Annotated in this window: 22 protein-coding genes; 7 read left to right on the top strand and 15 right to left on the bottom strand. The window is 66.7% G+C overall.

Translation table 11 applies throughout. The features are described from left to right. Positions 1–21: 21 nt before the first annotated feature. The gene (locus IB235_RS06755) at positions 22–2,175 is read left to right on the top strand and encodes an OmpA family protein (protein WP_192336127.1); all 2,154 of its coding nucleotides are present in this window, start codon (positions 22–24) and stop codon (positions 2,173–2,175) included. Between the two features lie 63 nt (positions 2,176–2,238). Beyond that, positions 2,239–2,568, top strand: a complete 330-nt coding sequence (locus IB235_RS06750; protein ID WP_155038847.1) for a hypothetical protein — start codon at positions 2,239–2,241, stop codon at positions 2,566–2,568. A 74-nt stretch (positions 2,569–2,642) separates the two neighbouring features. On the opposite strand, the gene IB235_RS06745 is transcribed toward IB235_RS06750, so the two are convergent. From IB235_RS06745 to IB235_RS06705, 9 genes are all read right to left on the bottom strand, one after another. Further along, positions 2,643–3,827 (bottom strand): amino acid aminotransferase, encoded by a 1,185-nt coding sequence (locus IB235_RS06745; protein WP_155038846.1) that lies wholly within the window; start codon positions 3,825–3,827, stop codon positions 2,643–2,645. Next, positions 3,827–4,687 carry a 3-mercaptopyruvate sulfurtransferase gene (gene sseA, locus IB235_RS06740; protein ID WP_192336126.1) on the bottom strand — a complete coding sequence of 287 codons (861 nt, stop codon included), beginning with the start codon at positions 4,685–4,687 and terminating at the stop codon, positions 3,827–3,829. Before sseA ends, IB235_RS06745 begins: the two co-directional genes overlap by 1 nt. Positions 4,688–4,763: 76 nt before the next feature. Further along, entirely contained in the window at positions 4,764–5,234 is a 471-nt protein-coding gene (gene smpB / locus IB235_RS06735) for an SsrA-binding protein SmpB (protein WP_155038844.1), read from the bottom strand. A 42-nt stretch (positions 5,235–5,276) separates the two neighbouring features. Beyond that, positions 5,277–6,701 (bottom strand): inorganic phosphate transporter, encoded by a 1,425-nt coding sequence (locus IB235_RS06730; RefSeq protein ID WP_192336125.1) that lies wholly within the window; start codon positions 6,699–6,701, stop codon positions 5,277–5,279. Between the two features lies 1 nt (position 6,702). Continuing rightward, on the bottom strand, positions 6,703–7,164 hold the full coding sequence (locus tag IB235_RS06725) for an NUDIX hydrolase (protein ID WP_370576840.1): 462 nt from the start codon (positions 7,162–7,164) through the stop codon (positions 6,703–6,705). After that, entirely contained in the window at positions 7,161–7,592 is a 432-nt protein-coding gene (gene arfB / locus IB235_RS06720) for an alternative ribosome rescue aminoacyl-tRNA hydrolase ArfB (RefSeq protein ID WP_155038842.1), read from the bottom strand. The genes IB235_RS06725 and arfB overlap by 4 nt, the downstream gene beginning before the upstream one ends. A 46-nt stretch (positions 7,593–7,638) precedes the next feature. Beyond that, a complete protein-coding gene (gene pbpC / locus IB235_RS06715) occupies positions 7,639–9,711 on the bottom strand; it encodes a penicillin-binding protein 1C (protein WP_192336124.1) in 2,073 nt (690 codons plus the stop codon). Positions 9,712–9,788: 77 nt separating this feature from the next. Continuing rightward, on the bottom strand, positions 9,789–10,940 hold the full coding sequence (locus tag IB235_RS06710) for a YcjF family protein (protein ID WP_192336123.1): 1,152 nt from the start codon (positions 10,938–10,940) through the stop codon (positions 9,789–9,791). Positions 10,941–10,950: 10 nt separating this feature from the next. Beyond that, on the bottom strand, positions 10,951–12,318 hold the full coding sequence (locus IB235_RS06705) for a YcjX family protein (RefSeq protein WP_155038839.1): 1,368 nt from the start codon (positions 12,316–12,318) through the stop codon (positions 10,951–10,953). A gap of 136 nt (positions 12,319–12,454) precedes the next feature. On the opposite strand from IB235_RS06705, the gene hrpB reads away from it, so the two are divergent. After that, complete coding sequence (gene hrpB / locus IB235_RS06700; protein WP_192336122.1) at positions 12,455–14,863, top strand: ATP-dependent helicase HrpB; 2,409 nt, start codon at positions 12,455–12,457, stop codon at positions 14,861–14,863. Here hrpB and IB235_RS06695 read toward each other — a convergent pair. The 6 genes from IB235_RS06695 to def (IB235_RS06670) all read right to left on the bottom strand — a co-directional run bounded on the left by IB235_RS06695 (position 14,860) and on the right by def (IB235_RS06670) (position 20,112). Continuing rightward, a complete protein-coding gene (locus IB235_RS06695) occupies positions 14,860–15,408 on the bottom strand; it encodes an HdeD family acid-resistance protein (RefSeq protein WP_155038837.1) in 549 nt (182 codons plus the stop codon). The genes hrpB and IB235_RS06695 overlap by 4 nt on opposite strands. A 118-nt stretch (positions 15,409–15,526) precedes the next feature. Then, positions 15,527–16,420 carry a methionyl-tRNA formyltransferase gene (fmt, locus tag IB235_RS06690; RefSeq protein ID WP_192336121.1) on the bottom strand — a complete coding sequence of 298 codons (894 nt, stop codon included), beginning with the start codon at positions 16,418–16,420 and terminating at the stop codon, positions 15,527–15,529. A gap of 42 nt (positions 16,421–16,462) precedes the next feature. Beyond that, positions 16,463–17,338, bottom strand: a complete 876-nt coding sequence (locus IB235_RS06685; protein WP_192336120.1) for a dienelactone hydrolase family protein — start codon at positions 17,336–17,338, stop codon at positions 16,463–16,465. After that, the gene (locus IB235_RS06680) at positions 17,323–18,960 is read right to left on the bottom strand and encodes an alpha/beta-hydrolase family protein (RefSeq protein WP_155038834.1); all 1,638 of its coding nucleotides are present in this window, start codon (positions 18,958–18,960) and stop codon (positions 17,323–17,325) included. Before IB235_RS06680 ends, IB235_RS06685 begins: the two co-directional genes overlap by 16 nt. 91 nt (positions 18,961–19,051) lie before the next feature. Further along, on the bottom strand, positions 19,052–19,552 hold the full coding sequence (gene def / locus IB235_RS06675) for a peptide deformylase (RefSeq protein WP_155038833.1): 501 nt from the start codon (positions 19,550–19,552) through the stop codon (positions 19,052–19,054). A 38-nt stretch (positions 19,553–19,590) separates the two neighbouring features. Continuing rightward, positions 19,591–20,112 (bottom strand): peptide deformylase, encoded by a 522-nt coding sequence (gene def / locus IB235_RS06670; RefSeq protein WP_155038832.1) that lies wholly within the window; start codon positions 20,110–20,112, stop codon positions 19,591–19,593. A 77-nt stretch (positions 20,113–20,189) separates the two neighbouring features. Between def (IB235_RS06670) and IB235_RS06665 the strand changes: the two genes are divergently transcribed. Genes IB235_RS06665 through IB235_RS06650 form a run of 4 tightly spaced genes read left to right on the top strand, consistent with a single transcriptional unit; the run spans position 20,190 to position 23,719 of the window. Next, a complete protein-coding gene (locus IB235_RS06665; protein ID WP_192336119.1) occupies positions 20,190–21,374 on the top strand; it encodes a MalY/PatB family protein in 1,185 nt (394 codons plus the stop codon). Then, the gene (locus IB235_RS06660; RefSeq protein ID WP_155038830.1) at positions 21,371–22,030 is read left to right on the top strand and encodes a murein L,D-transpeptidase family protein; all 660 of its coding nucleotides are present in this window, start codon (positions 21,371–21,373) and stop codon (positions 22,028–22,030) included. Before IB235_RS06665 ends, IB235_RS06660 begins: the two co-directional genes overlap by 4 nt. Before the next feature lie 45 nt (positions 22,031–22,075). Continuing rightward, positions 22,076–23,452 (top strand): MATE family efflux transporter, encoded by a 1,377-nt coding sequence (locus tag IB235_RS06655; RefSeq protein WP_192336118.1) that lies wholly within the window; start codon positions 22,076–22,078, stop codon positions 23,450–23,452. Between the two features lie 30 nt (positions 23,453–23,482). After that, positions 23,483–23,719: an Lrp/AsnC ligand binding domain-containing protein gene (locus IB235_RS06650; protein ID WP_155038828.1), complete on the top strand. Its 237-nt coding sequence runs from the start codon at positions 23,483–23,485 to the stop codon at positions 23,717–23,719. The last annotated feature ends 18 nt before the right edge of the window (positions 23,720–23,737 follow it).

The following is a 23,737-nucleotide window of genomic DNA, read 5'->3' as shown; positions in this document are numbered from 1 at the left end:
AACAGCCCGAAGGTCCCCCCGATGGCCAATCCCAAGCCACGCCGCGGTTTTGCCGTGGTTACAAGTCTTGCCGCTCTGATCGCCGCTGGCGGTCTGTCCTATCTCGGCGCCGAGGCGGCGACGAATTTTCTGGAAACCCGCTCGCAGACGGATGTGTCCGATGCGATGCGGCAGGCCGGATATGACTGGGTCAAGGTAGAGTCCGACGGACTGACCGTCCATCTGACCGGCATCGCCCCTGATGAGGTCCAGCGCTTCCGTGCCAAGACGCAGGCCGAAAACACCGTCGGCGCGACCCGCGTCGTCGATGCCATGCAGGTCAAGGCGCATGAGGAACTGGGCACGCCCGATTTCAGCATCGAGCTGCTGCGCAATGATCAGGGCATTTCGATCGTCGGGCTGGTGCCCGCGACTCTGGACCGCGCCGGGATGGTCTCGGCTTTGGAAAAGCAGGTCGGCAACGGCGAGGTCTCGGACCTGGTCGAGACCGCCGACTTCCCCCAGCCCGAGGGCTGGGACGCCGCATTTGAGTTCGGGCTTGAGGCCGCCAAGCTGGCCAAGCGGGCCAAGGTCTCGATCGTGCCGGGCAAGGTCGAGGTGCGCGCCATTACCGACAGCGCCAGCGAAAAGGCCGCGCTGGAAGCCGCGCTGGAACGCGCCCGCCCCGAAGACGTCGCGCTGACCGCCGAGATCAGCGCGCCGCGCCCGGTCATCGCCCCCTTTACCCTGCGTTTCGTCAAGGATGAGAAGGGCGCGCGTTTCGACGCCTGTTCCGCCGATTCCGATGAGGCCATGAAAAGCATCATCGCGGCCGGGAACGCCGCTGGCATCCCCGGCACGCCGCAATGCCGTCTGGGTCTGGGCGCTCCCTCGACCCATTGGGCCGAAGCTGCCGTGCCCGCGATTCAGGCCGTCGCCTCGCTGGGGACGGGATCGGTCACCATCTCGGATACGCAGGTCGCACTGTTCGCCCCGGCTTCGGTTGAACAGGCCACCTTTGATGAGGCAGCGGGACGGTTGGAATCGGCGCTGCCCGATGCCTTCAGCCTGACCAGCGAGCTGGAAAAGAAGGTCGAGACCCAGAAAGGTCCAGCCGAGTTCAGTGCCGTGCTTGACCAAAGCGGTGTCACCCTGCGCGGTCGCGTCAGCGACGAGCGGATGCGCAATGCCGTCGAAAGCCTTGCCCGCTCGCGCTTTGGCAAGGTCGACAATGCCCTGCGCGTGGACGAATCCGTGCCTTCGGGCTGGACCCTGCGCACCATCGCCGCGCTTGAGGCGCTGGCCGCGCTGAAAAGCGGCACGGTCAATGTCTCGCCCTCGCTGATCCGGCTTGAAGGGGTTTCGGGCAATCAGAGCGCCTCGGATTCGCTGGCCGCGCGCCTGTCGCAGCGGCTGGGCGCGGGCGCACGCTACGAGTTGTCGGTGCAATACGACCGCAGGCTTGATCCGCTGGTCCATATTCCCAGCGGCGTTGAATGCGTGGACGGGCTGAACGCCGTCATGCACGAATCCGAAATCGGCTTCGAGCCGTCGAAATCGGTGATCGCGGGCGATCCCAAGCCGACGCTGGACCGTTTGGCCGAGACGATGGCCGAATGCGGCGACTACCGGATCGAGATCGGCGGCCATACCGACGCGCAGGGCTCTGAGGAGCTGAACGCCGAACTGTCGCGCAACCGCGCACAGGCTGTGCTGACGGCGATGCAGGAACATGGCATCGACGTGTCGCATATGATCGCCAAGGGTTATGGCGAAAGCCGCCCGATTTCGGAAAACGACACCGAGGAAGGCCGCGAGGCCAACCGCCGGATCGAATTCTCGCTGCTGTCCGATCAGCCGATCCTGACCGATGAGACGGTCCCGGCGGAAAACGTCAGCGGCGTGACCGACACTGCCGAGGCAACAGCGGCGCGCACCGCGCAGGCGACAGCCGAGGCCGCAACCGGCGCGCTGCCGCTGGCGCTTGGCGAGGCGGCCAAGGATGAGGCCCCGGCAGCGACCCCTGACGCGACCCAGCCCACGGCTGAACCGGCCCCGGCCATCGATCCCGAAGCACTGGTCAAGGTGATCGAGGCGCTGACCGTGCCCGCGCTTGAAGCAGCCTTCCCGGACAATAGCGAAGGGCAGATCGGTTCCGAGGGCGAAGCGCCCGCGGATGCTACCGGCAGCGAATGACGCGGGCGGCGCGCACAGCTATAGAACTATAATACCTAAGGCCCGTAATGCTGAAAGCCGCCCATGAATCGCAATGAATTCATCATCGCCACGACTATTATCCTATTTGCCGCCTTTGTGCTGGGCTGGCTTGCCAGTTGGCTGATCCTGCGACTCAGCCGGGTCACGCCGACCCAGATGGACGAATTGGACAACATGGCGCAGAAACTGCACGACGCCGAGGCCGAACGGGCGCGGGCCATCCGGGTGCTGGAACTGCGCGAGGCCCAGCTGATCGAGGATCTGGGAAAATCCAATAATGAGGTGCAGTTGCTCAAGGGTCACCTGCGCGACAGCCAGTCCGAGATCGAGGAACTTCGCACCTATATCGACCGCCAGTTGGGCCGTCGCTGAAGGCGCACGGTCGCATCCCGGAATGAAAAAGCGCGCGCCGATCGGCGCGCGCTTTGCGTTTCAGCGGGTCTGGATCAGACGCCGGCTTCGATGATCGCGCGGGCAAGGATCGGCACGGTCTCATCGTTCAGACCGGCGATGTTCAGACGCGAATCACCCACCATGTAGATGCCGAACTCCTGCTTCATCAGCGCCACCTGCTCGGGCGAGGCGCCCAGACGCGAGAACATGCCGCGATGCTCGGCGATGAAGCCGAAGCGGTCCGAGCCGGACAGGTCGCGCAATTCGTTGGCAAGGGTCGTGCGCAGGCGCAACATGCCACCGCGGACTTCCTCAAGCTCGGCCATCCAGTCGGCGCGCAGATCCGCGTCGTTCAGCACGGTCGCGACGATCTTGGCGCCGTGGAAGGGCGGGAAGGAATAGGTCTGGCGGTTCAGGAAGGCCATTGCGCCCTGTGCCAGATCCTTGGTCGCCTTATCGGTGCACAGCGCCAGCAGGCAGCCGGTGCGCTCGCGGTAGATACCGAAGTTCTTGCTGCAGGACGCCGCGATCAGCACTTCCGGAATGCGCGAGGCGATCAGGCGGGTGCCTGCCGCGTCTTCTTCCAGACCGTCGCCAAAGCCTTGATAGGCAAGGTCGATCAGCGGGGTCGCACCGGTTTTTTCCAGAATCGAGGCGACCTCGGCCCATTGCTCGATGTTCAGGTTCGCGCCGGTCGGGTTGTGGCAGCAGCCATGCAGCAGCACCACGTCGCCTTTTTTCGCCGTCGAGATGTCCTCGACCATCGCCTCGAAGTTCACCGCGCGGGTGTCATTGTCGAAATAGCGATAGGTGACGACCGGCAGACCCATGAAATTCATGATCGAGATATGGTTCGGCCAGGTCGGGTCGCTGACGAACACGCGCAGGTCGGGATTGGCCATGCGGGCCAGTTCCAGCGCCTGACGGATCGCACCGGTGCCGCCGACGGTGGCCAGCGCGGCGGTGGTCTCGGGCTTGTAGCCGTCGGCCAGAATCATCTCGCCCATGGCCTTCTGGAAGTCGGGCTCGCCCGACAGGCCAGCATAGGTCTTGGTGGTTTCGGTCGCCAGCATGCGCTTTTCGGCTTCCAGTACGGCGCGCATGATCGGGGTATGGCCGGTCGCGTCCTTGTAGACCCCCACGCCAAGGTCGATCTTGCCCTGGCGGGGATCGGCCTTGAATTCGCCCATCAGGGCCAGGATTTTATCGGGGGCCTGCGGTTTCAGATTGCCCAGCATCACGCGTCTCCGGTTGCAATTTTAAGGTCCGGGAAGCTGCCCCATTCGGCCCAGCTTCCGTCGTAAAGCGAATGATCCATATGTCCGATACGTTCAAGCGCAAGGAACAGGATCGCCGCCGTCACACCCGAGCCGCAGGTGGTGATGGCGGGTTTGGTCAGGTCGATACCCGCTGCCGTGAATTCGGCGCGAAGATCGTCCGTGGATTTCATCGTGCCGTCGGCATTGAACAACCGGCCAAAGGGCAGGTTCTTCGATCCGGGAATATGCCCCGAGCGCAGCCCGGCGCGCGGCTCGGCCGCCTCGCCGCGAAAGCGGGGCTCGCCGCGAGCGTCGATGATCTCATGCGTGGCAAGCTTGCTGGCGGCAGCAACCTGCGTCACGTCGCGCACCAGTTCCGGGCGCAGATGCGGGGTCAGCGTGCGTGCCGTGGGGGTGGTAGGGGCGGAAGCTGTGGCGCGGCCCTCGGCCAGCCACTTGCCCATGCCGCCATCCAGTACGGCGACATCGGACCAACCCATCAGGCGGAAGGTCCACCAGACACGAGCCGCGGAACGCACCGGGGAATTGTCATAGACGACGACCCGGTCGCCATCGCCGATTCCCAGCGCGGCCATCTGTTCGGCAAAGGTCTCGGGCAGGGGGGCCATATGCGGCAGGCTGCTGCGGCTGTCGGTGATCCGGTCCAGATCGAAAAACTGCGCGCCGGGAATGTGGCAGGCGGCGTATTCGGCCTGCGCGTCGCGGCCCGGTTCCAGAAACCATGTCGCATCAAGGATGCGCAGCCCCGGATCGTCCAGATGCGCGGCCAGCCACGCGGTCGAGACAAGCGTCGTCGGATTGTCGGAATCGGTCGGCATGGTCCTTCCCCCGGAGCAGACGCGAAAGCGCCCATCCTGTAACCGCAGGGGCGGGGCCGTGCAATGGCTGGTGGCGCTAGCCTTGCTTCAGCAGGCGCTGTTTCTGGCGGTTCCAGTCGCGCTTGGCGTCGGTCTCGCGCTTGTCGTGGTTCTTTTTGCCCTTGGCGACGCCGATCTTCAGCTTCACCATGCCGCGGTCGTTGAAATACATGACCAGCGGAATCAGCGTCATGCCCTCACGCCCGACCGCCTGCCAGAAGCGGGCCAGTTCCTTGCGTGAGACCAGCAGCTTGCGCCGCCGCCGTTCTTCATGGCCAAAGACGCCCGCCTGCTTGTAGGCGGCGATGTAGCCGTTGATCAGCCACAGCTCGCCCTGTTCGACCGAGGCATAGCTTTCGGCAATGTTCGATTGTCCGGTGCGCAGGCTTTTCACCTCGGAACCGGTCAGGACGATGCCAACCTCAAGGTCGCTTTCGATGAAATAGTCGAAGCGCGCCCGGCGGTTCTCGGCGATGATTTTGTAATTCGGATCGGACTTGGTGGCCATGATGTCGAGATAGGGGCGGCAGGCGGCAAAGTAAAGAACGGGCTAAAGGCCCAGGCCCAGCACCAGTGCCGCCGCCAGCGCCGCGTTGACCGGCACGGTGATCAGCCATGCGCCAAGGATCGTGCGCACATGCGAGCGGCGGACCAGATGGCGACGGCGCAATTCCTCGTCCGGCATGGGCGCGCGTTTCCGGGCCTTTTGCCGGTCGCGCCATTCCCGATAGAAGCCGACACCAAAGACGCCGCCAACCGAGACATGCGTGGTCGAGACCGGCAGCCCCGCCAGCGAGAAAGCCAGCACCGTCAGCGCCGTCGCCAGTGAAATGCACAGCGCGCGGGCCGGGTTCAGCCTTGTGATGCGGCTGCCGACCATGCTGACCAGCCGGCTGCCGAACAGCAGGATGCCGACCGCGATCCCCATGCCCGACAGCAGCAGGATCATCTGCGCATCCAGCAGTGGGCTTTGCCCGTCCGAGATGTTTTGCAGGATGATCGTCAGCGGGGCCGCGATGTTCGAGGTGTCGTTCGCGCCATGGCCAAAGCCCATGACCAATGCGGCGGCGACCAGCGGCACGCCTAGCAGGTTCTTGAGCGCGGTTTTCTGGCCCGCATCGCGCCGGATCTGGCGACCGAGCATGACATGGGCATAGGCGGCCCCCAAGCCCGCGCCCAACAGGCCCAGAATGGCCACGATCCGCCAGCCCAGATCCTGAAACGCCACCGCCGCCATCGCGACCAGAAGTCCCGCCGTTGCCGCGACCAGTGCCGTCAGCCAGCGGCGCCCCGAGGGGATCGGGTCGTCCTTGTCCAGAACATGGTGGTGCATGCTGGACAGGATCAGGGCCGCCAGCAGCCCCGAGATGATGGGCGACACCACCCAGCCCATCGCAATGATTGCCATCGCCCCCCAGTTGACCGCGCCGAAACCGAATGTGGCGATGCCCGCCCCGGCAATCGCGCCAACGACCGAGTGGGTGGTACTGACCGGGGCGTTCAGGCGGGTGGCAACGCTGATCCATGTCGCCGCGCCGACCAGCGCCGCCAGCATCATCTTGGCCGTGGGCGTGCCCTGTCCCATCGTGTCGCCCATCAGCCCTTCGGTCAGGGTCCGGGTGACCGCGCCTCCGGCCATGACGGCACCCAGCACATCCATCAGCGCGACCAGCACCAGACCCACGCCCAGACTGATCGCCCCCGAACCGACCGCCGGTGACAGCGCGTTCGACACGTCGTTCGCGCCGATCGACAGCGCCAGATAGATCGCCACCGCGACCGAGGCCGCCATGATCCCCAGCGCCGGCTGACCGGCCAGTGCCGCCGCCGCAAATTCTGCCGCCGCCGCGATAAAAACCAGCGCCAGCCCCAAGCGCACCATGGGCCGGGCCGAGGCCAGCGCCGCATGCTCGGCATGGGTCACCCGTCCCAGATCTTTGTCGAGGATGCGGTATTCCCGCTCGTTCTGGGGCATGTCAGGCCTGATGACCCAGCCGCGCGGGCAAGGCCCGCAGCAGCTTTTTCAACTCGCTCTCGGTGACCAGTTCCGCAGCGCGCTCGGGGCGATACCAGCGGCGCTTGCGGTCGTCCTTTTCCGGGTAGTCATCGGCAAGCTCATCGACCTCAAGGGCAAAGACCCGGACCTCGACCGGAATGGCAAAGCCATGATCCTGCTGCTTGTCATAATGATAGCTGCCCAGCGAGGACTGGTTGACGCGCCCGCACACGCCCGCTTCCTCCCAGGCTTCCTGCATGGCGGCGTCGGCCAGCGTCCGGCCCGGCATCGGCCAACCCTTGGGCACGATCCAGCGACCGGTGCCACGACTGGTCACCAGCAGGATCTTGCCCTTGCCGTCCAGACACAGCGCCGCGACCTGCATGTCCGGCGGCTTGCGGCCCAGAAGGCGGGCTAGCCTTTCGCCCAGTGTTTTGCTCACTCTCCCCCCTCATTCTCACGGACCTTGCCGCGCAGGGACTTGACCGTCCCTTTTTGTGTTTTTGCCGCCAGCCGCCGCCGCTGGCTGCCCAGCGTCGGCCGCGTCGCGATACGCTTGCGCGGAGCGATCAGGGCCTCGCGGATCAGTTCGGCCAGCCGCTCGCGCGCCATGTCGCGGTTGCGGGCCTGACTGCGGGTTTCCTCGGCCCGGATCAGGATCGCGCCCTCTTGCGTCCAACGCCGTCCGGCCAGCCGCTTCAGGCGCGCCTTGACGGCGGGGGACAGGTGGGGGGAACGTTCGGCTTCGAACCGCAGTTCGACCGCGGTTTCGACTTTGTTGACGTTCTGGCCTCCCGGCCCCTGCGAGCGGCTGAACTGCTCGGAGAGTTCCCATTCCTGAATCGTCAGATGATCATCTATGCGCAACATGAAGGGAATATGTCGCAATCACGCGCAATGAAAAGCCTTCCAGCGCTTATCGTGGCGTGAAATCGGGCAGCTGCAGCCGAATCGTTGCGCTGGCCGAGGCCCCGGCGGCGTCAATGACGGTCAAATGGGCAAAGCCGGGACCGGGATCTGGCAGCAGGCTTTCCGGTCGATCCGACGCGACGCTGCTTGGCAAGCCATTGAGAAGAAAGGTCCAGGGGCCCTTTCCGCCCCGCGCCCGCGCAAGCAGCGGTCCCGATGTTTCGATCACCGCCCCGTCTGGGGGGAAGGTCAACGCCAGCCGGTCGGGGGCCAAAGGCCGCGCGGCCATCCGGCTGACCTCGCCTGCGGGGGCAAAGCGGCGCAGGGCCAAGGGCAGGGCGCTGTTGGGCAGGGTCAGTGTCTGCGAAGGCGGCGGCGGTAGCGCGACCGGGGGGAGGGCGTCGAACAGGTCGAACAGCACCGGCGCGGACAGATCCCCCCCAAAGGCCCCCGGTACCGCGGTGCCGTCCGGCCGTCCCAGCCAGACCGCACCGACATGCGCCCCGTCGAAACCCACTGCCAAGGCATCGCGATGCCCATAGGAGGTGCCGGTCTTGTAGGCCATGGGCCGCGCCCGCGCCCCCTGCGGCGCGGGGTTTCCGGCCAGCACATTGCCGACCTGCCATGCCGCGACCGGCCCGAACATCGCCACCGGCAGTGCCTGCGCGCCGCCCGGCAGCGCCGACAGCCGCATCCCGCGCCCGCCTTGCGCCAGCGCGCCATAGCCCGTGGTCAGATCTTCCAGCGTCACCCCGGCCCCGCCCAGAACCAGCGCCAGTCCGGGTGTCCCGCCGGGCAGGCGCAGATCGATGCCGCCGCGCTCCAGCCCCTGCACCACGCGGTTCGGACCGATCGCCTCGGCCAGCTTGACGACGGGAATGTTCAGCGATTGCACCAACGCCTGCCGCAGGCTGACCGTGCCGCGAAACTGGCGGTCGAAATTCTGCGGCTGCCACGGGCCAAAGGCGGTGGGCCGGTCCTCGATCAGCGTTTCGGGATGCGCGAGTCCCGCGTCGAAGGCCAGTCCATAGACAAAGGGCTTCAGCGTCGAACCGGGCGAGCGCAGGGCCCGCGTCATGTCGACAAACCCCGCCGAGCCACCATCCGTCCAGTCTGCCGCCCCGACCGAGGCAAGGATTTCCCCGTTCCGATGATCCGCCAACACCATCGCCGCCGACAGTCGCCGCCCGGCCCCCCGCACAGCGCGCGAGGCCAGTTCCTCGGCCCGGCGTTGCAGGCGGGGATCGATCGTGGTCTCGATCCGGCGCGCGCCCGGATGTTCGCGCCGCAGCCTTTCGGCCAGCAGCGGGGCCAGCGCCGGAAAGGCGCGGCGCTGACGCGGCACCGGCTCGGCCATGGCGGCCTGCGCATCGGCTTCGGACAGCAAGCCCGCCTGCGCCGCCCGCGCCAGAACCCGGTCCCGTGCGGATTTCGCAGCCGCCGGAAAGCGGTCCGGGCGGCGGCGCTCGGGGGATTGCGGCAGTGCCACCAGAAGCGCGGCTTCGGCGGGGGTCAGCCGGCGCGGTTCTTTTCCGAACCATTGCAGGCTGGCCGCGCGCAGCCCCTCGACATTCGCGCCGTAAGGGGCCAGCCGCAGATACAGATCCATGATCACAGGCTTCGTCAGCCGTCGCTCCAGCGCGAACGCCAGCCGCACTTGTCGCAGCTTTCCGGCCCATTCGCCGGTCGGTCCTTCCTCGATCAGCCGCGCCACCTGCATGGTCAGGGTCGATCCACCCGAGACGACCCGGCCATGCCGCAGGGCCTGCCAGCCCGCGCGCAGCACTGCCACCGGGTCGATCCCGGAGTGATCGGCAAAACGCCGGTCCTCCCACATCACCAGCATGTCCAGAAACAGCGGATCGACCGCGCCCGGCTCCAGCCGCCAGCGCCCATCCGAGACCTGAAACGCCCGCAGCAAGCTGCCATCCCGCGCCATGACCTCGACGCCGACGGGAATATCCAGCCGCGGCAATGCGGTGGCTTGAACCCAGTCGTCGAAACGATCCCGCGCCCCAGCAAGGACTCCCATTGCCAGAACGGCGGCCATCATCATCAGGGCGAAACGGCGCGATCTCATGTAGGGTCCATAGCCCAAGCCGGGCCGCGCTCAAACGCCTTGCGGCTTCATCGTTTCACAAATACCCCGCCAAGCCCTCAGTTGGCCGAGGACTTCGGATCGTCTTCCCCGAACAGCCCCTTCAGGCCACGTGCGATCAGGTTGCCGACCTTGGGCCGGGGTTGTTGGATGAAGGGCAGAGGCCGGCAGACCTCCATCGCGGCAATGCCGACGCGGGCGGTCAGCGCGCCGTTCACCACGCCCTCGCCAAAACGCTTCGAGACACGCGCCAGCAGACCGCCCCCCGCAACGGTATGGATCAGGTCGTCGCCAGCCGCCACCGCGCCGGTCGCGACCAGATGGGTCATCACCGTGCGCGCCAGCCGCCAGCCGCCGACCGCACCGGCGCGCCCGCCATAGATCTCGGCCATGCGCCGGATCATCCGCAGGTTCGCGGCCAAGGCCGCCACCACATCGGCCAGCGCCAGCGGGATCAGTGCCGTCGCCGCCGCCACAGTGCGGGCCGCGGCCTCGATCTCGCGCCGGGCCTGCTGGTCCAGCGGTGCCAGCAATTCGGTTTCGGCCATGGCGATCAGGCTGGCCGCGTCATAGGCCTCGGCCTTGTGCTCGGCCAGCCGCTTGCGGCCCCATTCCAGTTCATCCCGGCCGCGATACAGATGCTCCAGCCGCCCGACCACGTCCTGCGCGGCCTTGACGTCGCCCGAGGCCATGGCCGCCCCGGCGGCCCGGTTGATCCCGTCGATCGCGGCGAAGCGCGCCCAGGCCCGGTATTCCCGCCATGCCATCGCCAAAGCGGCGATGCAGAACAGGACCATCAGCGCGATGCCGATCCAGCCCAGCAGCGGATAGGTATGCAGCAGGTCCGACAGGTAGCGCAAAGCCGCCACCGACAGCAGAAAGCTGAACAACGCGACGCCGGTATTGATGAAGAACCGCGTCAGCCGTGTCGGGCCGCCGCCGACCAGCCGCGTCACCAATTGCATCGTGCGCGGCTGCGGCAGCACCGATCCCAGCCCGTCGTCGATCATCGGCGCATCGGCGGGTGAGGGATGAGCCTCGGCCCCGCCGGAACCCGCGCGATGCGCGCGTCGCGTGCGCTGATCGCTGTCCGGCGTCTCGATGCGGGTGACGGGCTCGGGGCCGCTCGGCTGATCCGAGGGCGGGGCGGTGGTCGCGGCCTCGCCCATCTCGATCAGGACGGGACCGCGGCGTTTGGGGGGCTCGGCCATGGCGTATTCCTTAAATCTGGTCGCCGAACAGGAACTCCGCCGCCCGGTCCAACCGGATATGCGGCGGCCCGTCGCCCGGCCTGATGGTGTTGGGGGCGGGGGCGAAGTCCATGATCGCGTAATCGCCGTCCAGCCAGTGCTCGCCGCCCTGACGGGCATGGGTCAGAAGCTCGGCCGGGTTCGCGGGCAGGTCGCCCGGATAGAAGGCCGCCTGCCGTCCGTCCATCAGCGTGCCGCGCACGGCGGGCAGGTCCTCGCCATTCTGGCGGATGGTTTCTTCGGTCGTGGTCCGCAGCGAGGCGATGGACATGGCCTCGGTCCGCGCACCGGAAAAATCGGCGCGGTCGCGCGCCTCGCGCAGCATTGCCCCGGTAATCGCTGTCAGGCGCGGGTGCTGGATATGGTGCAGATGGTCGGCCTTGGTCGCGGCAAAAAGAATGCGCCCGACGCGATGCGTGCCCAGAAGCTGCGCCAGCCAGCCAGCGCGACCGGGACGAAAGGCGGTCAGGATGTCGGCCATGGCGCGGCGCATGTCCTCGACCGCCTGCGGCCCGGCATGGATCGCGCCCAGCACATCCATCAGCACCACCTGCCGGTCGATCCGGGCGAAATGGTCGCGGAAGAACGGCTTCACCACCCGCGATTTGTACGACCCATAGCGGCGCGAGAATTCGCGCCACAGCGGGCTGCCACGAAACTCGGGCGGTAGCGGCGTGAAAGTCAGCGCGGGAGAGCCCTCAAGCTCTCCGGGCATCAGGAAACGGCCGGGGGTGCAGTCCGACCAACCCGCATCGCGCGCCAGATGCAGATGGGCGGTATAGGCGGCGGCCAGCGCTTGCGCGGCGGATTCATTGAAGTTGTCGCGGTCTGCGCCATTCAGCGCGGCGCGGAAGGCATCCTCGCCGGGGCGGCCCTTCATGCGGTCAAAGACCTCAGCCGACCATGTGTCGAACTCGCGATCCATCAACCGCAGGTCCAGAAGCCATTCGCCCGGATAGTCCACGATATCCAGATGCACGACCTGCTGTCCGCGCCAGCCTGCGATCAGCCCGCGCGGCTGGGTGCGCAGCGACAGGCGCAGCTGGCTGACATGGCGCGTGCCCTCGGGCCAATGCGGATCGGGGCCGGTCATCGCCGCCAGATGCCGCTCATAGTCAAAACGCGGCACGGTATCGTCGGGCTGAGGCTGCAGCCAAGCCGCCTTCAGCGAGCCATCGGCAGCCGCCCGCAGCGCGCCCATGCGGCCGCGATCCAGAAGGTTTGCCACCAGCGAGGTGATAAAGACGGTCTTGCCCGCCCGCGACAGGCCCGTGACGCCCAGCCGGATCACCGGGTCGGAAATCCCGAGCCCCTGCATCAGATCGTCTGCGATTCCCATCCTGTCCCCGGTCTGGTTCTGCGCCGATCAAGATATGCAGGGTGGGGCGGCTTTTGTAGGGGTGGCGCAATGTCGCAAGAAAACCGCGCGCGTCCAAAGCCTTTCCGTCGCAGGGCGGTTTTGCCATAAGCACCCCATGATCCTGCCCATCGATGCCGCCCTTCCCGATCTTGTCGCCGCGCTGGAACAGCATGGCCGCGCCGTGCTGATGGCGCCGCCCGGCGCGGGCAAGACGACGCGCGTGCCCTTGGCATTGCTGCCCACGGTGAAGGGCCGCATCCTCATGCTGGAGCCCCGCCGCCTTGCCGCCCGCGCTGCTGCCGAACGCATGGCCGAAACACTGGGCGAGGCGCTTGGCCAGACCGTCGGCTACCGCATTCGGGGCGAATCTGTGCCGGGCCGCCGCATTGAGGTCGTGACCGAAGGTATCCTGACCCGGATGATCCAGTCCGATCCCGAACTGTCCGGCGTGGGCTGCGTGATCTTCGATGAATTCCACGAACGCAGCCTGAATGCCGATCTGGGTCTGGCCCTGACCTATGAGGCGCGGCAGGCTTTGCGCCCCGATCTGGCCATCGTGGTGATGTCGGCGACGCTGGATGCCGAGCCGGTCGCCGCGCTGCTGGACGATGCACCTGTGATCCGCTCGGACGGTCGCGCCTATCCGGTCGAGACGCGCTGGCTGGACCGCCCCTTGCCGGTGGGCGCACGTCTGGTCCCCGAGGCCGCGCGGCTGATCTCTGAGGCCGAGGCGGCTACCCGCGATCTCGGCGGCACCATCCTTGCCTTTCTTCCGGGCGAGGGCGAGATCCGCCGCGTTGCTGCCGCGCTGAACCTTGATGCCGAAATCGTGCCATTGTTCGGCGCGATGGATTTCAAGGCGCAGCGCGCGGCGCTTGCCCCTGCCGGGACGCGCCGACGGATCGTGCTGGCGACCTCGATCGCCGAAACCTCGCTGACCATTCCGGGCGTCAAGGTGGTGGTCGATGCAGGCCGGGCGCGGCGGGCGCGTTTCGATCCGGGTTCGGGCATGTCGCGACTGGTGACCGAGCGCGTCAGCCGGGCCGAGGCCGAGCAGCGCCGCGGCCGTGCCGGCCGGGTTGCGCCGGGCATCTGCTACCGCATGTGGGCGCGGGCCGAGGAAGGCGCGCTGCCCGCATTTGCGCCGCCGGAAATCACCGTGGCCGATCTGGCCGGGTTGGCGCTGGAACTGGCCAATTGGGGCTCGGACGGGGCGGATCTGGCCTTTCTGACCCCGCCACCCGAAGGCGCGCTGTCCGAGGCGCGGGCGCTGCTGCGCGATCTGGGTGCGCTGGATGCTGGGGGGCATATCACCCAACATGGCCGGGTTTTGGTCGCGCTGCCGCTGCATCCGCGTCTGGCGCATATGCTGGTCGTCGCGGGGCGCGATGCTGCCGATCTGGCTGCGCTGATGGGCGAGCGTGATCCCCTGACTGGCGCGCCCGCCGACCTGACCCTGCGCCTGCGCGCCATTCGCGACACGCGCGACTATGAGGCCCGCCATCCGTGGCCGGTCAATGCGGGCACGCTGCACCGCATCCGCGACGAAGCCAAACGCCTGCGCCGCATGGCCCCCGAGGGGCAGGGCCTTGCGCCGGGCGCGATGGCTGCCTTGGCCTATCCCGACCGCATCGGGCTGCGGCGCAAGGGCGACCAGCCGCGCTATGTCCTGTCGGGCGGAAAGGGCGCGATCCTGCCTGAAGGGGACACGCTGGCCGCAGCGCGCTTCATCGTCGCCACTGATCTGGATGGCGACACGCGCGAGGCCCGCATCCGCATGGCCGTGCCGGTCGATGAAGACGATATCCGCAGCCTTTTCGCCGAGCGGATCGAGATGGTCGAGGTGGTCGAGTGGTCGCGGCGCGACAACCGCATCCTTGCCCGCAGACAGGAGCGGCTGGGGGCATTGGTGCTGGCCGATCGTGCGCTGGACAATCCCGATCCGCAGGCCATGGCCCGCGCCGCCATCGAAGGCTTGCGCGCCATTGGCCTGAGCTGGACCCCCGGCGCGGCGCGGCTAAGGGCGCGGATCGCGCTGGTCCCGGAACTGGGGCCGGTCGATGATGACAGCCTGCTGGAGGACGCGGATTGGCTGCTGCCGTGGCTGGGCAAGGTGCGGACCGCCTCGGACCTGAAGGGGCTTGATCTGACCGAGGCGCTGAAGGCCCGGATCGGCTGGGACGGACAGCAAAAGCTGAATCAGGCCGCCCCCGCGCATTTCGTGACGCCCCTGGGCCGCAAGGTCCCGATCGATTACGACCACGAGACCCCCTCGATCGAACTGAAGTTGCAGGAGTTGTTCGGCGTTGCCCGCCACCCGGTCGTGGGCGGGCGGGCGCTGCGGATTTCCATGCTGTCGCCGGGCGCGAAACCCATCGCGGTCACCACCGACCTGCCGGGCTTCTGGACCGGCAGCTATGCCGATGTGCGCAAGGACATGCGCGGCCGCTATCCACGCCACCCCTGGCCCGAAAACCCGCTGGAGGCCGACCCGACGACGCGGGCCAAGCCGCGCGGGACCTAGGCCGCGTTTGTCTTGCGCAGGTGGAAGGCCAGAACCACCAGCGACAGCCCGATCAGGATCGCGAAGGTGCCGATCAGCCATGCAAGGCTGAGCAGCCCCGCTGCCGGAAGCGTCGCCATCAGCACGCCCCAGATCACCAGCAACAGCCCGCTGAGCGCCAAGGCCCATTCGCCCTCGATCTCGTGGCGCAGGCGGATGGCGGCGACGATGCGGAAGACGCCCGCGATCACGCCCCAGATCGCCATCCAGATGATGAAGGCCAGTGCCGTCGCCCCGGTCCAGAACAGGGCCATGAGGCCGATGGCGATGGACAGCACCCCGTCCAGCGCCCATGCCCACCAGCGGTCATCCTCGGCCCGGCGCTGAAAGGCGGTGACCAGCGCCATGACCCCGTCAAAGACCGCATAGGCCCCGAACACCATCAGCAGCGCGAACAAGGTCAGGCCCGGCGAGATCAGCGTGACGATCCCGAACAGGATCGCGGCAATCCCGCGCAGCAGCACCATCCACCAATTTGCAGCCATCACACGCATCATGTCGTCCATCGCAAATCCTCCTTTGCGATTTCGGTGTGGCGTGAAGATAGCATGACAAGTGCCAATCCATCCCAGCCCCCGATACGCCGTCGGTGGGCTGTGATGAAATTGCTGCAATCGCCGGGGGTTAGGCCAAGCTGTCGGGTAGGGTCAGGCCGCGCAGGATCTCGGATGCGGGCATCGGGCGCTTGCCTTCGCGCTGCGCCTCGATGACCTCGATCGCGCCGGTGCCGCAGGCGACCGAGAAGCCCGACAGCACCTGTCCCGGACGACCCGAGCCGTCGGTCAGGCGCGAGCGCAGCAGCTTTACCCGCTCGGTCCCGATCAGGCACCATGCGCCGGGAAAGGGCGACAGGGCGCGAATCTGGCGGTCGATATCCGTGGCGGGGCGGGTCCAGTCGATGCGGGCTTCGGCCTTGTCGATCTTGGCGGCATAGGTCACGCCTTGCTCGGGCTGGGGCACGGCGGTCAGGGGCAGGCGGTCCAGCGTATCCACGATCAGCTCGGCCCCAATTGCGGACAGGCGGTCATGCAGGTCGGCGGTGGTGTTCGAGGGGCCGATGGGGGTGCGCGTTTCGGCCAGCACCGGGCCGGTATCAAGGCCCGCCTCCATCTGCATGATGGCGACGCCGGTTTCCGCGTCGCCCGACATGATCGCGCGATGGATCGGCGCGGCTCCGCGCCAGCGCGGCAGCAACGAGGCGTGAATGTTCACGCAACCCAGACGCGGTGCATCCAAAACCGCCTGCGGCAGGATCAGCCCATAGGCCACGACCACCGCGACATCGGCATTCAGCGCGGCGAACTCGGCCTGATCCTCGGGGGATTTCAGGCGTTCGGGCGTGCGGACGGTCAGGCCCAGTTCCTCGGCGGCGCGATGGACGGGCGAGGGGCGGGGCTTCTGCCCGCGACCGGCGGCGCGGGGCGGCTGGGAATAGACCGCGACGACCTCATGGCGTGCGGCGATGGCCCGCAGCGCCGGTACCGAAAAATCCGGGGTTCCCATGAAGATGACGCGCATATGCCTTGGCCCTTCCTGTTGTCGCGGCCCTCATAGCGCGGATCAGGGGCGGGATGCAAAATCCTGCAGGAAATCCGTGACCAGCGTGGTCGCCTTGGCCCGCGCTTCCGGGTTGAGCTCCAGCGACGACAGCGCGGAACGCTCGCTTTGGTCGAAGCCGTGATTGATGCCGGGCAGGGTCACCATATGCAGATCGACGCCCTTGCCGACCAGCTTGTTCGCCATGTCGCGGCAGGCCTCTGGGTCGGTGATGCTGTCATTTTCGGCAAGGATCATCAGCCCTGCCGATCCGGGCGGCCAGCGCCCTTCCTCGCCGCGGCTGAGCAGCCCGCAATAGGGGTAAAGCAGCACGACCGGACCGATGCGTGCGGCCAGTTCGGCGCGCTTTTCAGGCCACTCCGTCAGGCCGGGCGGTGGAGTGGGGCTGCTCAGGCCCGCCATCAGTTCCATCGCGGTCCAGCCGCCATGCGAGGCCCCCAGCAGCATCGTGTCCCGTGGGTCGATCCCCGGCATGTGCTGCAACGCGGCGATGGCCACGGCGACATCGCCGGCGCGCTCTGACCCCGGCAGGACTTGCCCCGCGCAGATCGCCCGCCATGCCTGCGCGCGGTCCAGCTTGCGGGGGGCGTGGCTGTCAAGGATCATCACCGTGCGGTCCTGATCCAGCAGGACCTGCGCCCAGTAATCCATGTTGTCATGCACCCCGTCGCAGCCCGACAGCAGGATCGCCGCCTTGTGCGGGCCGGGCGTCTTGGGATGCAGGATGCGCCATGACGGGGCCAGCAGCGCCTCACGCTGGGCGGGGGTATGGGTGATCGGCTGCCAGCCCGCCGCGTTGCGTGCCGTGTTCAGCCCGAGGATGGCCAGAATGATCGCGACACCCGCACCCGCACCCATCAGGATCAGCCGTTTTTGCATCCAAGCAGCCCGTCCTTGCCGCATTTCGCCTTCAGCCGCGCGGTATCCGCCGGGGTCCAACCCTCGGGCGCGGTGACGCTGACCCAGCCGTCGATATATTCCTCGGCGTCATAGGTATGGCCGAAGCCCGGCGGGGTCGAGGTCGAGACCGCCATGTCCACGGCCAGTTGCAGCTGGGTCACGATCGGGGTGAAGTTGAGGAAAGGCGAGACATCGGGCGCGGGCGGTTCATACATCCATTCCGGCGCGCGCCACAGCGAGGTGGCGTTGTAGAACACGATCGCGTCGCTGGCATGCTGCAGATACAGGATGCGCAGCCGTCCCCATGGCTTGCCCGAGCGGTCGGGCGGCGCGAACTGGCTGGCATAGCGGATGACTTCGCCGTCATCGATTTCGGGCAGGATGAAGGGGCTGCCGGGGCGGCGGGCGTTGTTGGTCTGGCGCCACAGCTCCGACGGGAAGGGCGGGCCGACCCAAAGCGCGCCCTGAATCGGCTCATTCATCATCTGGAACGGGCTGAAGGAATACATCGAGGACCACGCCCCCAACGAGATCCCGTGCATGTACAGCCGGGGCCGGGCATTGTCGGGCATGTGCCGCCAATGCTCATAGATCAGGCGCATGGTCGCGGTCGCCTGATCCAGCCCGGACCGGGTTTCAAAGATCAGCGCCATTGGGCTTTGCAGGTAGGAATACTGCACCGCCACCGTCGCCACATCGCCCGCATGCATGTATTCCAGCGCGTCATAGCTGGCGGGGTCCATCCAGCCGGTTCCGGTCGGGCTGGCGACGATCAGCACCTTGCGCTCGAACGCCCCCAGCCGGATCATCTCGTCCAGAGCGATCTGGGCGCGGACCTCGGGCGACTTGTCCTGTGCAAGGCCGACATAGATCCGCAGCGGCTCAAGCGCCGGACGCCCGACAAAGCCCGAGATCGCGGCGGCGCGCGGCCCGCTCAGGACGAAATCGCGCCCCGGCTTGCCCATCAGCCCCCAATCGACCTTGGAGGCAGGTCCGCCAGCCCGCCAGTCCTCGGTCGGGGCGGGGGTGTTCGGGTCGGTGATGTGCTGGGCCGCGGCATAGGATTGGTCGGCGATGCGGAAGGCCCAGTTGACCACGCCGTCGCGGGTGATCAGCAGCACGATCACCGCCGCCAGCAGCAATCCCAGCACATTCGCGCTGGCCGAGGGGATATAGCGCGCCAGCCGGTTGCGCAGCAGGTTGAACAGCCCCTGCATCCCCCGGCCCAGCAAATACAGGATCAGGAACACCGCTGCCGCCAGCAGGATCATCTTGGTGGTGTTCGCGGCCTCCAGCGGCGGCATTTCCATGCGCGAGCGGATGCTGTTCTGCCAGTCATCGGTCAGGGCGACGCAGCGCACCAACAGGGCCAGCACCGGGATGGCCAGCACGACATGGCAGATCGTCGCCCAGCGGCGCGGCAGCAACGGGATCTGCAGCGCCCGCCACAGGGCCAGCATAAAGACCAGCACCAGATAGCCCGCCGCCATCGAGGTCCCGGCCAGCACGCCTTGCAATATCCAGTCGCGGGGAATCAGCGAGGGGGTCAGAGAGGCGGCCGCCATCAGCAGCCCGGCCAGTAACGGAAGAATCGAAAACATAGGCCAGCGGTCCCTTTTCGATCAGGATCGGGCCCAAAAATGGACGCCCGCGGTCAGGTTAGACGCGGTTTTCGCGAAAGGAAAGCGCGGCTCAGTGTCGGTTCAGCTTGTCCGATTTCGCGACCAGCATCTTGCGGCGCAAAGGTGACAGGTGGTCGACATAGACCTTGCCGTTCAGGTGGTCGATCTGGTGCTGCACCGAGGTAGCCCACAATCCGACGAAATCGCGCTCTTCGATTTCGCCCTGATCGTTCATGAAGCGCACGGTGACGGCGCGGGGACGTTCGATCCGGGCAAAGACGCCGGGCAGGTTCGGGCTGGCCTCGTCATGGGGGCGCAGCTGCACCGAGGCGTGCAGCACCTCGGGATTGGCCATGCGCACGGCCTGCCCGCGCTTGTCCGAGGCATCGACCACTGCCAAACGCTGCATGATCCCGATCTGCGGTGCAGCCAGACCCACACCCGGCATCGCGTCCATGGTGTCGATCATGTCGTCCCAGATCATCCGCACGGTCTCGGTGATCTCGGCCACGGGTTCGGCGGCGGTATGCAGGCGGCGGTCGGAATAGGGAATGAACGGGCGGACGGTCATCGGCGGCGCCTTTTTCGGAAATCGTTAACGGGGACGGATCAGGCGCGGGCGCGGTCGCGCTTCAGCTTGACCATCTTGCGGGTGATCATCTGACGCTTCATCGGGCTGAGGTAGTCGATGAACAGTCGGCCATCCAGATGGTCGATCTCGTGCTGGGCGCAGGTGGCCCACAGCCCGTCGAACTCGCGCTCATGGGTCTTGCCGTCCAGACCCAGCCAGCGGACGCGGACCTCGGCGGGGCGGGTCACGTCGGCATAGTGGTCCGGAATCGACAGGCAGCCTTCCTCATAGGTGTTCAGCGCCTCGGAGCCCCAGTCGATCTCGGGATTGACCATGACCAAAGGCTTCGGCTCGGCCTCGGGGTCCTTCTCGCAATCCATGACGAAAAGCCGGGACAGGACGCCGATCTGCGGCGCGGCCAGACCTACGCCCGGTGCGTCATACATGGTGGCCAGCATGTCGGCGGCCAGGGTTTCGATCTCGGGCGTGATGCGCGCGACGTAGTCGCAGGGCTTTTTCAGCCGCGGATCGGGGTGAAGGAGGATGCTGCGCAATGTCATGCCTGTGATCTAGGGCAAGCCTTGGCCTTGCGCAACAAGCCGCTATGTTTGTGCGCGGCAGAATCCAAGGGAACACCATGACGAAACCCGACTTCGACGAGCTGATCGACCGCGTAGGCACCGATTGCAACAAGTGGGATGACATGCAGGCGGCCTTCGGGGTCTCGCCCGAAGACGGCATCGCCATGTGGGTCGCGGACATGGATTTCCGTCCGCCCGCCTCGGTCCAGCGCGCCATCGAGCAGATCGCCGCGCATGGTGTTTATGGCTATCCCAGCGCGAATGACGCCTATCTGCAGGCAATCCGCTGGTGGATGGAAACGCGCCATGGCTGGCAGACCCAGCCCGAATGGGTGTTGACCGCGCATGGGCTGGTGAATGCCACGGGCATTTGCATCGATGCCCTGACCCAAGCAGGCGACGGGGTGATCCTGATGACGCCGGTCTATCACGCTTTCGCCCGCGTCACCCGCGCCGCCGGGCGCGATGTGGTCGAATTCCCGCTGAAGCTTGAGGACGGCGCCTATCGTCTGGACTGGGAAGGCTGGGCCGCCCGCATGACCGGTCGCGAGAAGATGCTGATCCTGTGTTCGCCGCACAATCCCGGCGGACGGGTCTGGTCGGCGCAGGAGCTGCGCGAGATTGCGGCCTTCTGCGAGGCGCATGACCTGATCCTTGTCTCGGACGAGATCCATGCCGATCTGGTCATGCCGGGCGCGCCGCGCCACACCGTCACTGCCGTGGCTGCACCAGAGATCGCGTCGCGTCTGATCACGCTTACTGCGGCGACCAAGACCTTCAATATCGCGGGCGCCCATATCGGCAACATGATCGTCGCCGATGAGGCGCTTCGCGAGCAGCTGAAGCGCCGGATGATGGCGCAGGGGGTCTCGCCGGGGATGTTCGGCCCGGCGATGGTCGCCGCCGCCTATTCCCCCGAGGGCGCGGAATGGGTCGATGCGCTGGTCGAATATCTGGACGGCAACCGCCGCATCTTCGACGAAGGCGTGAACGCGATCCCCGGCCTGCGCTCGATGCCGCTTGAGGCGACCTATCTGGCATGGGTCGACTTCACCGGGACCGGCATGACGCCCGAGGAGTTCACCGCTCGCGTTCAGGGCACGGCGCGGATCGCCGCCAACCATGGGCCAAGCTTCGGGCAGGGCGGCGAAGGCCATCTGCGCTTCAATCTGGCCACGCCGCGCGCCCGCGTGGTCGAGGCTGTCGAGCGCCTGAAGCGCGCCTTTGGCGATCTGCAATGAAACGGCTGGGGGCGCTTTTCTCGGCGCTATGCGTGGTGGCGCTGGTCTGGAGCCTCTGGCTGCTCTGGGCCCCGCAACCGCGTACGCCGATTGCGCCCCCGCAAACCGGCACTGGCTGGCATTTGCCGGGTCTGCCACGCTTTCAGTTGCCGAAATTCAATCTGCCGGATTTCGCACTGCCCGATCTGCATCTGCCGGACCTGCGCCCGCCTGAGCTACCCCAGACCCCCATCGCCTCGAAGGTCGAGCGTATCCTGATCGAGAAGTCTGCGCGCAAGATGACGGTCTGGCAGCGCGAGGGCGGCCCGCGCAGCTTCGACATCGCGCTGGGTTTCTCGCCCGAGGGTGACAAGTCCCGGCAGGGCGACGGTCGCACGCCAGAGGGCATCTTCCGCATCGACCGGCTGAACCGGCAAAGCGCCTATCACCTGTCGCTGGGGCTGGATTATCCGCAGAAGCACCACCGAGACGCTGCGCGCAAGGGCGGCTTCGATCCCGGTGGTGACATCATGATCCACGGCCAGCCCAATCAGATCGCCGAGGGCTACAAGGTCAAGGGTGACTGGACCGCCGGTTGCATTGCCCTGACCAATCCCGAGATCGAGGAAATCTTTGCCCATGCCGCCATCGGCACCGAGGTCGAGATCCGGCCATGAAATGGGCATCTTGCCCCAAAGCTTGCCCAAGGATAAGGCAGAGTGATGACACTCGAACGGTACGCCCCGCATCTGCGCGCGACCCTCGCGCTCGGCCTTCCTCTTGTCGGTAGCCATCTGGCCCGCATGGCCATCGGCGTCGCCGATACGGTTATGGTCGGCTGGTATGGAGTCGAGGAACTGGCGGCGCTGGTCATCGCCACCTCGTTCTTTCACATCCTGTTCTTTCTGGGCATGGGTTTCGGCATCGGGGTGATGGGCGTGATTGCCGCCGCGATTGCGCGTGGCGACGAGGTCGAGGTCCGCCGTTCGGCCCGGATGGCGCTGTGGCTCTCGGTCATCCATGCGGTGCTGGTGCTGCCGGTGATGTGGCATGCGGGCCCGATCCTGCTGGCCATCGGACAGGCCCCCGTCGTGGCGGAACTGGCGCAGGACTATCTGCGCATCGCGGGCTTTGGTCTGCTGGCAGTGCTGTGCCAATTGACGCTGAACAGCTATCTGGCGGCGATGGAGCGGCCCCAGGTCGTGCTGTGGATCACGCTGGCCGGGCTGCCTTTGGTGATCTTCCTGAACTGGGTGCTGATCTTTGGCAATCTGGGCGCCCCCGAGATGGGCGTGAAGGGCGCGGCCATCGTCGCGGTGCTTGTACAGTATCTGCAACTGGCCGCGATTGCCGCCTATGCGGCATGGCTGCCCGTCGCGCGCAAATATCATCTGTTCCGGCGCTTCTGGCGGCCGGACTGGGCGGATATGCGCAAGGTCTTTGTGCTTGGTCTGCCGATCGGCCTGACCATGGTGGCGGAAGGTGGGCTGTTCGTCGGCTCGAACGTGATGATGGGCTGGATCGGCACGCAGCAACTGGCCGCGCATGGCATCGCGCTGCAACTGGCCTCGATCACCTTCATGCTGCATCTGGGCATGTCGAATGCCGCAACCGTGCGCATCGGACAGGCCAAGGGCTGGGGCGACGGGCAATGGATGCGCGATGCCGCGGTGACGGTAACGGCGGTGTCCGCAGTGGCGGCAATGCTGGCCGTGGCGCTGTTCATCCTGTTCCCGCGCACGCTGGTCGGCTTGTATCTGGATGCGAGCCATCCCGAAACGCCGATGCTGCTCGAGATCGGTTCGCGGCTGATGTTCTATGCCGCGCTGTTCCAGCTGATGGATGCGATGCAGGTGATCGGCCTGGGGCTGCTGCGCGGTGTGCAGGATACCCGAGTGCCCATGGTGATCGCCGGGATCAGCTACTGGCTGGTGGGGATTCCGGTGGCCTACGGTCTGGCCTTCGTGCTGGGCTATGGTCCGGCAGGGCTGTGGCTGGGACTGGTGGCCGGGCTGACGGTGGCCTCGATCCTGCTGATGCGGCGGTTCTGGCGGGGCCATGCGCGCGGGGACTGGACCCCGGCGCCGGCCGCGGTCTAGTTTGGCCGCGAAGAAGGCAGGAGGTTCGCCATGCGCCCGGTATTCGTCCAGTTCCGTTGCACGCCCGGCAAGACCTATGAGGTTGCCGACGCGATCTATGACCGCGAGATTGCGAGCGAGCTTTACTCGACCTCGGGCGATTTTGACCTGATCGCCAAGATCTATGTTCCCGAGGATCAGGATGTTGGCCGCTATTTGTCCGAAAACCTGTTCGACATCCCCTTCATCCAGCGCACCCTGACGACGATGACCTTCAAGGCCTTCTGAGGGCAGCAGGGGGCGCTG

This window comes from Paracoccus sp. PAR01 (assembly GCF_014851995.1).
Taxonomy (GTDB): Bacteria; Pseudomonadota; Alphaproteobacteria; order Rhodobacterales; family Rhodobacteraceae; genus Paracoccus; species Paracoccus litorisediminis.
This window is presented reverse-complemented; position numbering and strand designations above follow the sequence as displayed.